This window comes from Ramlibacter sp. WS9 (assembly GCF_003797765.1).
In the GTDB taxonomy this organism is placed as follows: domain Bacteria; phylum Pseudomonadota; class Gammaproteobacteria; order Burkholderiales; family Burkholderiaceae_C; genus Ramlibacter.
In genome coordinates this window covers 47,488-58,849 of the sequence record NZ_RKMB01000021.1, presented here as the reverse complement: position 1 = coordinate 58,849, position 11,362 = coordinate 47,488, and the positions used below count along the sequence as shown (strand labels likewise).

At 64.0% G+C, this 11,362-nt stretch carries 10 protein-coding genes; 8 read left to right on the top strand and 2 right to left on the bottom strand.

The window, feature by feature from the left end:
* Positions 1 to 49: 49 nt before the first annotated feature.
* The 8 genes from EEB15_RS24655 to EEB15_RS24620 all read left to right on the top strand — a co-directional run bounded on the left by EEB15_RS24655 (position 50) and on the right by EEB15_RS24620 (position 8,829).
* A complete protein-coding gene (locus EEB15_RS24655) occupies positions 50 to 1,621 on the top strand; it encodes a class I adenylate-forming enzyme family protein (RefSeq protein WP_141512607.1) in 1,572 nt (523 codons plus the stop codon).
* Positions 1,621 to 3,075 carry an NADP-dependent succinate-semialdehyde dehydrogenase gene (gabD, locus tag EEB15_RS24650; protein WP_141512606.1) on the top strand — a complete coding sequence of 485 codons (1,455 nt, stop codon included), beginning with the start codon at positions 1,621 to 1,623 and terminating at the stop codon, positions 3,073 to 3,075. Before EEB15_RS24655 ends, gabD begins: the two co-directional genes overlap by 1 nt.
* A complete protein-coding gene (locus EEB15_RS24645) occupies positions 3,072 to 3,830 on the top strand; it encodes an ABC transporter ATP-binding protein (protein WP_141512605.1) in 759 nt (252 codons plus the stop codon). Before gabD ends, EEB15_RS24645 begins: the two co-directional genes overlap by 4 nt.
* 43 nt (positions 3,831 to 3,873) lie before the next feature.
* A complete protein-coding gene (locus tag EEB15_RS24640; protein WP_141512604.1) occupies positions 3,874 to 4,566 on the top strand; it encodes an ABC transporter ATP-binding protein in 693 nt (230 codons plus the stop codon).
* Between the two features lie 17 nt (positions 4,567 to 4,583).
* A complete protein-coding gene (locus tag EEB15_RS24635; RefSeq protein WP_141512603.1) occupies positions 4,584 to 5,504 on the top strand; it encodes a branched-chain amino acid ABC transporter permease in 921 nt (306 codons plus the stop codon).
* Between the two features lie 79 nt (positions 5,505 to 5,583).
* The gene (locus EEB15_RS24630; protein ID WP_370283874.1) at positions 5,584 to 6,513 is read left to right on the top strand and encodes a branched-chain amino acid ABC transporter permease; all 930 of its coding nucleotides are present in this window, start codon (positions 5,584 to 5,586) and stop codon (positions 6,511 to 6,513) included.
* A gap of 67 nt (positions 6,514 to 6,580) precedes the next feature.
* Complete coding sequence (locus EEB15_RS24625) at positions 6,581 to 7,714, top strand: ABC transporter substrate-binding protein (protein WP_158290219.1); 1,134 nt, start codon at positions 6,581 to 6,583, stop codon at positions 7,712 to 7,714.
* Between the two features lie 209 nt (positions 7,715 to 7,923).
* Positions 7,924 to 8,829 carry an MBL fold metallo-hydrolase gene (locus EEB15_RS24620; RefSeq protein ID WP_199236620.1) on the top strand — a complete coding sequence of 302 codons (906 nt, stop codon included), beginning with the start codon at positions 7,924 to 7,926 and terminating at the stop codon, positions 8,827 to 8,829.
* Positions 8,830 to 8,860: 31 nt separating this feature from the next.
* Here EEB15_RS24620 and EEB15_RS24615 read toward each other — a convergent pair whose 3' ends face one another.
* The gene (locus EEB15_RS24615; RefSeq protein ID WP_141512600.1) at positions 8,861 to 9,841 is read right to left on the bottom strand and encodes a nitronate monooxygenase family protein; all 981 of its coding nucleotides are present in this window, start codon (positions 9,839 to 9,841) and stop codon (positions 8,861 to 8,863) included.
* A gap of 65 nt (positions 9,842 to 9,906) precedes the next feature.
* A complete protein-coding gene (locus EEB15_RS24610) occupies positions 9,907 to 11,061 on the bottom strand; it encodes an acyl-CoA dehydrogenase family protein (protein WP_141512599.1) in 1,155 nt (384 codons plus the stop codon).
* Positions 11,062 to 11,362: the final 301 nt, after the last annotated feature.

Genomic DNA, 11,362 nt, shown 5'->3' with positions numbered 1-11,362 from the left:
GAAAGGACGCGGGGCGTACAGCTGTCGCGAACTTTCCCAGGAGACATCGATGATCCACACCGAATTGATCGAGCCCGTTGGCGCCTTGCTGCGCCGCCACGCGACTGAGCGGCCCACCAAAGTGGCTTTCGAGGACGCGCGGCAGGCAATGACCTACGCCGAGCTGGAACGCTCCACCGCGAACCTGGCGTCGCACTTGCAAGACCACGGCGCCGAGCCTGGCGACAAGGTGGCGCTCTTGCTGCCCAACTGCGTCGCATGGGTGGCCTCCTGCCTCGCAACCGTTCGCGCGGGGTGCGTGAGCGTGCCCATCAGCCACGACGCGACGGAAGCGGAGATCCGGTACCGGCTCGAAGACGCGGGGTGCAAGGCGATCGTCTGTTCCGCACAGCATGTCGAGCTCGTGCAAAAGCTCCAGCGCGAGCTGCCAGGTTTGAAGACGATCTACGCCGCTTCGGCGGACGTGCCCACAGCCGGCGTTCTGGCACTGGTGCCACAGCTCGCCAGCCCAGGCGAAGCAGAGCCGCGCGACAGCGGCGACCTCGATGCCACGGCATTCATCGTCTACACGTCGGGGACGACGGGGCGCGCCAAGGGCGTCATGCTCACGCAGCGCAGCATGCTGTGGGTCGTCGCTGCGTGCTGGGCGCCCATCGCCAACCTGAGCGACAAGGACGTGGTGCTGTCGCCTTTGCCGCTTTTTCACTCCTACGCGCTGAACCTGTGCGTGCTGGGCGTCATTGCCGTGGGTGCGACCGAATACATCCTGGAGCGCTATTCGACCCAGGAGGTCGTGGCCCAGCTGAAGACGGGGCGCTACACACTCATGCCCGCCGTGCCGACGATGTTTCACTACCTGCTGGAGGCCTGCCGCGGCAAGGAGCACTTCGAGGCGGCCGGCATTCGCCGTTTCATTTCGGCCGGCGCCATCATGCCTTCGTCCCTCAACCGGGAGTTCGAAGCCTACTTCGGCGTCGAGCTGCTCGATGGCTACGGCATCACGGAAACCTCCACCATGGTGACCATGAACTGGCCAGGGACCGCCCGGCCCCTGGGTTCGTGCGGCCTGCCCGTTCCCGGGCTGGCCGTCCGTCTGGTGAGCCTGGATGGGAAAGACGTGCCGATCGGCGAGGAGGGCGAGCTCATTGTTCGCGGGCCCAACCTGATGCAGGGCTATCTCAACAAACCTGCCGAAACCGCCGCGGCACTCGTCGATGGCTGGTACCGCACCGGCGACCTGGCCCGCAGCGATCCGAACGGCTTCCTCACCATCACCGGGCGCCTGAAGGAACTGATCATCCGGGGGGGGCAGAACATTGCGCCGGGCGAGGTGGAGGAAGCCGTGTTGTCCTTTCCGGACGTGCTGGACTGTGCCGCTCTCGGCATGCCGCACAAGCACCTGGGCGAGGTGCCTGTGATCTGTGTGGTGGCCCGTGACGGCCGGCAGATCGACCCAGACTCGATCAAGCAGCACTGCGCCGTCCTCTTGTCTTCATACAAGGTGCCGCAGTCGGTGCACGTTGTTTCGGCCATTCCCCGCACTGGCTCGGGCAAGGTGATGCGATTCAAGCTCAAGGAGCAGCTGGCCGCGGATGTACAACTCTTAGTGGAAAAGCAGTGATGAAACTTACAGACAACGAGCTGTGGCGCCAGCGAGCCTTTGTCGCGGGCCGATGGATTTGCGCCGACAGCGGCGAGACCATTGCCGTCACGAACCCCGCGACGGGAACGCAGATCGGCGTGGTTCCCAAAATGGGGGCGGCAGAGACCCGCCGCGCTATCGAAGCGGCCGAATTGGCGGGTGCGGAGTGGCGGTCGCGCACGGGCAAGGAGCGCGCTGCGGTTCTCAAGCGCTGGTTCGAACTCATGATGCAGAACCAGGAAGACCTCGCTCTCCTGATGACGACCGAGCAGGGCAAGCCGCTGGCCGAAAGCCGCGGCGAAATCGCGTATGCCGCTTCGTACATCGAATGGTTCGCCGAGGAGGCCAAGCGGGTCTACGGCGACACGATCCCGGCCCATGCCCGCGACAAACGCATCGTCGTGCTGAAGCAACCCGTCGGCGTGTGCGCGGCCATCACACCCTGGAACTTCCCGGCAGCCATGATCGCGCGCAAAGCCGGTGCTGCGCTGGCGGCCGGTTGCACGATGGTCGTCAAGCCGGCCAGCCAGACGCCGTTCTCCGCGATGGCCTTGTGCGTGCTGGCCGAACGGGCGGGCGTCCCGCCGGGTGTCCTGTCCTGCGTCACGGGGTCGGCTCAGGCGATCGGCGCCGAACTGACATCGAACCCGACGGTGCGCAAGCTGAGCTTCACGGGTTCCACCGAGATCGGCAAGGTATTGATGGCGCAATGCGCCGCGACCGTCAAGAAGACGTCCATGGAGCTGGGCGGCAATGCGCCCTTCATCGTGTTCGACGACGCCGACCTCGACGCCGCGGTGGCCGGCGCCCTCATCTCCAAGTACCGAAACGCCGGCCAGACCTGCGTCTGCGCCAACCGGTTTCTGGTGCAGGACAGCGTCTACGACGCCTTCGCCGCCAAGCTGGCGGAGGCAACGCGGGCGCTCAAGGTAGGGAACGGGGTCGACTCGGGGGTGCAGATCGGTCCGCTGATCGACGGGAAGGCGGTAGAGAAGGTGCAAGAGCATGTGCAGGACGCCCTCGCCAAAGGCGGCAGGCTCGTGCTGGGCGGCGAGAAGCATCCGCTCGGCGGCAACTTCTATGCGCCCACGATCGTGGCCGACGCGACGCCTGACATGCTGATCTTCCGCGAGGAAACCTTCGGCCCGGTCGCTCCCCTGTTCCGCTTCCATACCGAAGAGGAAGCCATCAAGATGGCCAACGATACCGAGTTCGGCCTGGCGTCGTACTTCTACGGCCGCGACATCGGCCGCGTCTGGCGCGTCGCGGAGGCGCTGGAATACGGAATGGTCGGCATCAACGAAGGCCTCATTTCCACCGAAGTGGCGCCATTCGGCGGCATCAAGGAAAGCGGCTCGGGCCGTGAGGGTTCCAAGTACGGCATCGAAGACTATCTCGAAATCAAGTACTTGTGCATGGGAGGCATGCGGTGAGCGCCGCTGTTCAGACCATCCTCGAAACGCGGGGACTGTCGCGGCACTTCAAGGGCTTCGTCGCCGTGAACGATGTGTCGATCAAGGTCCAGCGGGGCCACATCCACGCGCTGATCGGCCCCAACGGCGCGGGCAAGACGACGATGTTCAACCTGCTGACCAAGTTCCTGCGGCCCTCGGCAGGCCAGGTGTTCTACAACGGCGCGGACATCACGAACGCCGGGCCGGCCCAGACGGCGCGCATGGGCATCGTCCGTTCGTTCCAGATTTCGGCGGTCTTCCCCCACATGACCGTCATGCAGAACGTGCGGATCGCGCTTCAACGAGAGCTGGGTGTTTCGTTCCAGTTCTGGCGTTCTCGCCAAATGCTCGACGTGCTGAACGACAAGGCCGTCGGGCTGCTCGAGCAGGTCGATCTAGCCCGCTTCGCCGATTCGCCGGCGGTGGAACTTCCCTACGGCCGCAAACGTGCGCTGGAGATCGCGACCACTTTGGCGCTCGAGCCCGAACTGCTGCTGCTGGACGAGCCCACTCAGGGCATGGGACACGAGGACGTTGGCCGGGTCATGGAACTGATCAAGCGCGTGTCCGCGCAACGAACCGTGTTGATGGTGGAGCACAACATGAACGTGGTGTCACGCATCGCCGACCGCATCACGGTCCTGCAGCGCGGCGCCGTGCTGGCCGAAGGGGCGTACGCAGAGGTGTCGCGAGATCCTCGCGTCATCGAAGCCTATATGGGCACAGTTCACTGACCAGGGGGCACACATGAACACGACAACAAACTCCCCCATCCCCATGCTCCAGGTCAAGGGCCTTCAGGCCTGGTATGGCGAGTCGCACATCCTGCACGGCATCGATCTGGAGGTCCGCGCGGGCGAGGTGGTGACTTTGCTGGGACGCAACGGATCGGGGCGCACGACCACGCTCAAGGCCATTCTCGGCATGACCGACCGGCGGACGGGATCGGTGATGGTCAACGGCACCGAAACCATGCGCATGCCCGATCACAAGCTGGCCCATCTCGGCATCGGCTATTGCCCGGAAGAGCGGGGCATCTTCTCCAGCCTGACCACCGAGGAAAACCTCATGCTCCTGCCGGTCGTTGGGCCGGGAGGCATGTCGGTCGACGAGATCTACACCATGTTCCCGAACCTCAAGGAACGCGCCAAGAGTCCGGGGACTCGGCTGTCCGGAGGCGAGCAGCAAATGCTGGCCATGGCGCGCATCCTGCGCACGGGTGCCAGGTTGCTGCTTCTGGACGAGATTACCGAGGGGCTGGCACCCGTCATTGTGCAGACGCTCGGCAAAGTCATACGCGATCTGGGCCGGCGGGGTTACACGATCGTCATGGCCGAACAGAACTTCCGTTTTGCGGGCCCGCTGGCGGATCGCCACTACGTGATCGAGCACGGTCAGGTTGTCGAGACCATTGCCCGCGACGAACTCGCCTCAAAGGAACAACTGCTCGGCGAACTGCTCGCCGTGTAGCGACTGGAGAAAAGGAAATGCAAGAACTCTTGGGCATGAGCTCGCAAGCCCTGGCGGCACAACTGCTGATCGGGCTGATCAACGGCTCGTTTTACGCGATGCTCAGTCTCGGGCTGGCCATCATCTTCGGCCTGCTGGGCGTCATCAATTTTGCGCACGGCGCGCTGTACATGCTGGGGGCCTTCGCAGCCTGGATGGGTATGACGCAGCTGGGCCCATGGCTCGGCATCCCGGACCTGAGCGTCAACTACTGGGTGGCGCTTGTGCTGGCGCCGCTGGTGGTTGCCATCTTCGGCGTCGTGATCGAACGCACCATGCTCAGCCGCCTGTACAAGCTGGACCACCTCTACAGCCTGCTGTTCACGTTCGGCCTGGCGCTCGTGCTCGAGGGCCTTTTCAGCCACTGGTACGGCGCCGCGGGCCAAAGCTACAGCGTCCCGTCCGCGCTGTCGGGCCCGGTGCGAATCGACTCCCTGGGTGTCGTACTGCCGAAATATCGCGTCTGGGTCGTGATTGCTTCGCTGCTCGTTTGCGCGGCCACCTGGTGGGCGATCGAGAGAACAAGACTGGGCGCCTACCTTCGGGCGGGCACCGAGAACCCCCGGCTGATGCGGGCCTTTGGCATCAATGTCCCGCTGATGATCACGCTGACCTACGCCTACGGCGTATTCCTGGCGGGGTTCGCGGGTGTGTTGGCCGCACCGATTTTTCAGGTCAGTCCGCTGATGGGCTCCAACCTCATCATCATCGTCTTTGCGGTGGTCGTCATCGGCGGCATGGGTTCGATCGGAGGCGCGATCCTGACCGGGCTGGGACTGGGTTTGATCGAAGGCCTGAGCAAGGTGATCTATCCGCAGTCGTCGGCGGTCGTCATCTTCGTGATCATGGCAATCGTCCTGCTGGTGCGCCCCGCCGGACTCTTTGGAAGGCAAGCTTGAGATGAACTCCCCTATGAACCTCACGGCATCCCTCGCTGGCGCTCACGCCACAGCTGCCAAGCCGCTCAAAAAACACGACATGTTCCGTGCATGCCTGGTCCTGGCGATTGCCATCGCCGCCCTGGCCATCCCGTTCCAGCCCTGGCTCTACCCTGTCTTCGTGATGAAGATCATGTGCTTTGCGTTGTTTGCGAGCGCATTCAATCTGCTGCTGGGCTACGGTGGCCTTCTTTCGTTCGGGCATGCGGCGTTCTTCGGGGCTGCCGCATACACCACAGCCCATCTCTGCAAGGCAATGGCGTTTGGCCCTGGCATGGGCTTGGCCGCCGGCGTCGCCGTTGCAGCATTGCTTGGTGCGCTTATGGGGGGGCTCGCGATCCGTCGCCAGGGCATCTACTTTGCGATGGTCACCCTCGCCCTTGCACAGCTTGTCTACTTCGTCGCAATACAGGCGCCATTCACCGGCGGCGAAGATGGCATTCAGAACGTGCCTCGTGGCCGCCTCTTCGGCGTCATCGATCTGGCCAACGACGCCGCGATGTACTACGTTGTGCTGCTGGTCTTCGTTGGTGCGGTGTGGCTCCTGCACCGGACGGTCCAATCACCGTTCGGAGAAGTACTGCAGGCGATCCGCGAGAACGAATCCAGGGCGATCTCCCTGGGCTACAACGTGGACCGCTTCAAGATGCTCGCCTTTGTGCTGTCGGCCGCGTTCGCTGGACTCGCCGGCTCGCTCAAGGTACTGGTGTTTCAGGTTGCCACGCTGTCCGATGTTCACTGGCATGCCTCCGGCGAAGTCGTTCTGATGACGTTGCTGGGTGGGGTCGCAACCCTGTTCGGCCCGATCGTCGGCGCGACAGTGGTTGTCGCGCTGCAGAACGTGCTGGCCGGCGCGGGCTCATGGAGCACGGTCGTGATCGGCCTTGTTTTCATGGCTTGCGTTCTGGCTTTCCGCAAAGGGATCGTCGGTGAATTGAGCGAAGCGCTGCGCCGCCTGCGCCGTATCTAACCAGGAGACATTCATGACATTGCCATTGGGGCTGGGCGTAGCCTTGCCCGTTTTCAGGTCGGCCAACTTGGCATTCCTGGCGGCCTGCGCGCTTGCGGCCTTGTTGCTCCCCACGGGTGCGCGGTCGCAATCGGCCCCGGGGGTCACGGCGGACAAGATCACCGTGGGGCAAACGATCGCCATGAGCGGCCCGTTCGGCGATATCGCGCGTGAACTTTTGAAAGGTTCCCAGGCATATTTCAACGTGTTGAATCGCACCGGTGGAATTCATGGACGCCAGGTGGAGCTGGTGAGCAAGGACGATGGCTACATCACGGCCAGGGCGCTCGACAACGCGAAACAATTCATCGACTCGCAATCCGTCTTCTGCCTGTTCAGCAATTTCGGCACGCCGACGAATGAGGCGATCTTGCCGCTGGCCGAGTCAAGCGGCACGCCGCTCTTCGCTTCTTTCACGGGGGCGCTGTCTTTGCGCTCGAAGGATTTGAAGTCGACGATGAACATCCGAGCCAGCTACGCGGACGAGGCCGAGCACCTGGTAAAGCAATTGCACACCCTCGGCGTGAGGAAGATTGCCGTGGTCTACCAGAACAACACGCTCGGGCAGGAAATTCTTCAGGGCGTGAGCGATTCGTTGGGCAAGCGCGGGATCAAGCCCGTGTGGACCGGCGCGATCGAACCGGACAGCTCGAACGCAGAGGCAATGGCAGCCAAGGCGATGGGGGCGAAACCGGAGGTCTTGATTCTGGGCATCGCGGGGAAGAGCACGATCGAAGTGATCAAGGCCGTGAAAGGCGCCAACGCGGGCATTCAGCTGTACGCGCTCTCCATTCTGGCAACCCCGGCCAATCTGCGGGCGCTGGGCAAGTTGGGACGCGGCGTGGTGGTCAGCCAGGTGGTGCCGTTGCCCACATCCCCCACCATGAGCCTTGCGCGCGAGTACCGCGCCGCCATGACCGAGGCCGGCCACACCGACTTTACTCACCTGAGCTTCGAGGGCTATATCAACGGCCGGATCCTCGCGGAGGGTCTGAAAAGGGCGGGACGAAACCTCACGCGACCGGGGTTCATCAGTGCGTTGCACACCCTTCAACGATACGACGCTGGCGGCCTCATGGTGTCGTTTGGCCGGGGCGCCGCAAGCAGTTCCAGCTTTGTCGAGCTGACGATGATCGACAGCGACGGAAAACTCATCAAGTAGCAACGCCGCTCCACTTCGTTTGGGCAATGAGGGTTGCATTCGCGTGACCGCTTCGATGCTGTTCGTCCGATCCGACGAGGCATCGCACGGCTCGCCTTCATAAAGTGGAGTCGAGACCCTCGATGCAGTGCCGCAGCCGACTGCGACCTCATCGGGGGCTTCGATCCCATTCAACAACCTTGCGGCAAGACCGCGAAACGGAGACAAGCATGATCAATCTGATGTGGCGCGTGGGTGACATTTCCATTACACGGCTGGTCGAAATGGAATTGACCATTCCCGGCGGGCCGGGGTCGCCGCTGCCCGATGCGACGCCGGAAAACGTGCGTCCGATCGGCTGGCTGTTCCCGGCCTTCGCCACGGCCGAGGGCTGGATCAAGGGCAGCATTCATGCGCTGCTGATCCAGACGCCGACCCAACGCTTCATCGTCGACACCTGCGTGGGCAACGACAAGCCGCGAAACAGCCCCGGGTTCAACCAGCTCGCGACCAATTTCCTGGCCGACCTCGAGAGCCTGGGCTGGTCGCTCGACAGCGTGGACGGTGTGCTGTGCACCCACCTGCACGTTGACCATGTGGGCTGGAACACGGTGTTGCGCGACGGGCGCTGGGTGCCGACCTTTCCGAAGGCGCGCTACTACCTCGGCCGGGTCGAGTACGAGCACTGGGCGAGCGAGCTGCGGGGCATGGACGTCACGGGCGAGAAGGATGAATACGCGCTGGCGATGATGGACACGATGAACACCTTCACTGATTCGGTCAAGCCGATCATGGACGCGGACCTGGTGGAACTGGTCGAAGTGGATTCACAGATCGCGCCCGGCATCCGCTTGATGTCGACGCCCGGGCACACGCCGGGCCACGTGAGCGTGGTGATCGAGTCCAAGGGCTCGCGCGCGGTGATCACGGGCGACATGATGCACCACCCCTGCCAGATCGCGCGGATGGATTGGTGCTCGGCCTTCGACACCGACAACCAGCAGTCAACGGATACCCGTCAATCGTTCTGCGAGATGTTCGCGGACACGCCGACCCTCATCATCGGCACCCATTGGGGCGGCCCCACCGCCGGGCGCCTGATCCGCGAGGGCAGCGCGTACCGGCTGGATGTCTGACGCGGGGCCGCCGCCGCGCGGCCGTTTTCGCTCAGTGCGCGGCCGCGAGCCGCAGGCAGGCCACACGTTCGCGCGCGGCTTCGAACTCCCGGCGCAGCCGTGCTACCAGTTCGGCCGTGGGACCGACGCGGTCGATCGCGCCGATGCCTTGGCCGCAGCCCCAGATGTCCTTCCAGGCCTTCTTGCCATTGGCCATCTCGCTGAAGTTCATCTGGCTCGGGTCGCTTTGCGGCAAGTTGTCGGGATCGAACCCCGCAGCGACGATGCTGGGCCGCAGGTAGTTGCCGTGCACGCCGGTGAAGAGGTTGGAGTACACGATGTCGTCCGAGTTGCAGTCGACCACGCACTGCTTGTGCGCGGCGCTGGCCTGGGCCTCGTCGGTGGCGATGAACATCGAGCCGGAGTAGGCGAAGTCGGCACCCAACGCCAGAGCTGCCAGGATGCTGTTGCCCGTGGCGATCGCCCCCGACAGCGCGAGCGGACCGTCGAACCACTGGCGGATTTCCTGGATGAGCGCAAACGGGCTGCGCGTGCCCGCGTGCCCGCCGGCGCCGGTGGCCACCGCGATCAGGCCATCGGCGCCTTTCTCGATCGCCTTGCGGGCGAATCGGCTGTCGATCACGTCGTGCAGCACCACACCGCCGTAGGCATGGACGGCGTCGTTGATCTCGGCGCGCGCGCCCAGCGAGGTGATCACCACGGGCACCTTGTGCTTGATCATGATGTCGAGGTCGTGGTCGAGCCGGTCGTTGCTCTTGTGCACGATCTGGTTGATCGCGAAGGGGGCTGCCGGCCGGTCGGGATGGGCCCGGTCGTGGGCGGCGAGACTCTCGCGGATTTCGTGCAGCCACTCGTCCAGCAGCGAGGCCGGCCTGGCGTTGAGCGCCGGCATCGAGCCCAGCACGCCCGCCTTGCACTGCGCGATCACGAGGGCCGGGTTGCTGATGATGAACAGGGGCGCACCGATCAGTGGGAGCGGAAGTTTCTGCAAGACGGGGGGCAAGCGAGACACGGGGAGTCCTTTCTTAGACAGGGTGAAACATGAATGTGAGCCGGGGCGCGGCCAGGTGGGGACGCTCAGGCCCGTTTGGGCAAAATCCCCAGCACCTTGCACAAAACCTGGAGCATGACTTCGTCGGCGCCGCCTGCAATGGAGCAGAGGCGGACGTCACGGTAGATGCGCGATATGGAGCTTTCGTCGGCGTAGCCCATGCCGCCCCAGTACTGCAGGCAGGCGTCGGCCACCTGGCGCACCAGGCGACCGCCCTTGAGTTTGGCCATCGTGGCGAATGGTGTCGCGTCCTCGCCCCGCACCACCATCTCCACGCCCTTCCAGCAAAGGGCGCTGAGTGCCTCTACCTCGACCTGCATTTCTGCAATGGCGAAGTGGACGACCTGGTTGGACAGCACGCTTCGGCCGAACACCTTGCGTTCCTGCGTGTAGGCGATGGTCTCGCGGATGGCGCGCCTGGCCATGCTGCAGCACTGCATCGCCGCCCACAGGCGTTCGGACTGGAACTGTTCCATCTGGTAGGTGAAGCCGCTGCCCTCCTGGCCAATGAGGTAGCGCTGCGGCACCCGGACGTCGTCGAAATGCAGTTGCGCCGTGTCGGAAGCGTGCATGCCGATTTTCCGGATCTTGCGCGAGACGCTTACGCCCTTGGTCTTCATCGGCACGATGATCAGCGACTTGTTCGCGTGCGGCGATCCGTCGGAGGTGTTGGCAAGCAGGCAGCAGAAATCGGCCTGGGTCCCGTTGGTGATCCAGGTCTTCTCGCCGTTGATGACGTAGTCGCCGCCATCCTTGCGAGCTTTGGTGCGTATGGCCGCGACGTCGGATCCGGCGCCCGATTCGGACACCCCGATGCAGCCGACGTAGTCTCCGCTGATGGCTGGCGTGAGGAACTCGGCGCGCAGTTCAGCGCTGCCGTGTTTTGCGAGGGCGGGCGTGCACATGTCGGTTTGCACGCCGATGCCCATCTGCACTCCGCCGGAGTGGATCTCGCCCATCAACTCGGCTATGACGGCCGGGTAAGAGTAGTCCAGCGCGGAGCCGCCGTTTTCTTCCGGCTTGTCCAGTCCAAGCAAACCCAGTGCCGCGAGTTGCTTGAAGACCTGGCGAGCGGGGAACCGCTCCTCGCGCTCCCATTCGTCCACGTGGGGGTTCACCTCCGTGGTGATCCAGCGCTGGAATGTTTGCCTCAGTTGCTCGTGTTCGTGGGTCAGTTGCATGGTTCGCGGATGGGTTGGTCGTGCGGCTCGGCAGGTTCGGGGCCTCGACGAGGAGGGCAATTCGCCGCATGTCGTGCAGGCGCATCGGCGATTGTTCCAGCCGGGCCAGCGGGTGCCGTCGTCGAAAGCGACGAATGCGGTGCGGGAACACCGAAGATGGCCCGGGTTGGATCGGCCGAAAATTCGTCCGTTGCGACGATGAACGGCTCAGTGTGCGCGCCGAAGATCGGTCCCTACCTTTCCATCACCTCGCAGACGCATTCGCCCCTCTGGCGATACGGGCGGCATCGAATCAGGACTT

Excerpts from the sequence above, each read along its gene's own strand:
- EEB15_RS24655 (WP_141512607.1), top strand. The coding sequence starts at position 50 with ATGATCCACACCGAATTGATCGAGCCCGTTGGCGCCTTGCTGCGCCGC.
- gabD (WP_141512606.1), top strand. The coding sequence starts at position 1,621 with ATGAAACTTACAGACAACGAGCTGTGGCGCCAGCGAGCCTTTGTCGCG.
- EEB15_RS24640 (WP_141512604.1), top strand. The coding sequence starts at position 3,874 with ATGCTCCAGGTCAAGGGCCTTCAGGCCTGGTATGGCGAGTCGCACATC.
- EEB15_RS24635 (WP_141512603.1), top strand. The coding sequence starts at position 4,584 with ATGCAAGAACTCTTGGGCATGAGCTCGCAAGCCCTGGCGGCACAACTG.
- EEB15_RS24630 (WP_370283874.1), top strand. The coding sequence starts at position 5,584 with ATGTTCCGTGCATGCCTGGTCCTGGCGATTGCCATCGCCGCCCTGGCC.
- EEB15_RS24620 (WP_199236620.1), top strand. The coding sequence starts at position 7,924 with ATGATCAATCTGATGTGGCGCGTGGGTGACATTTCCATTACACGGCTG.
- EEB15_RS24610 (WP_141512599.1), bottom strand. The coding sequence starts at position 11,061 with ATGCAACTGACCCACGAACACGAGCAACTGAGGCAAACATTCCAGCGC.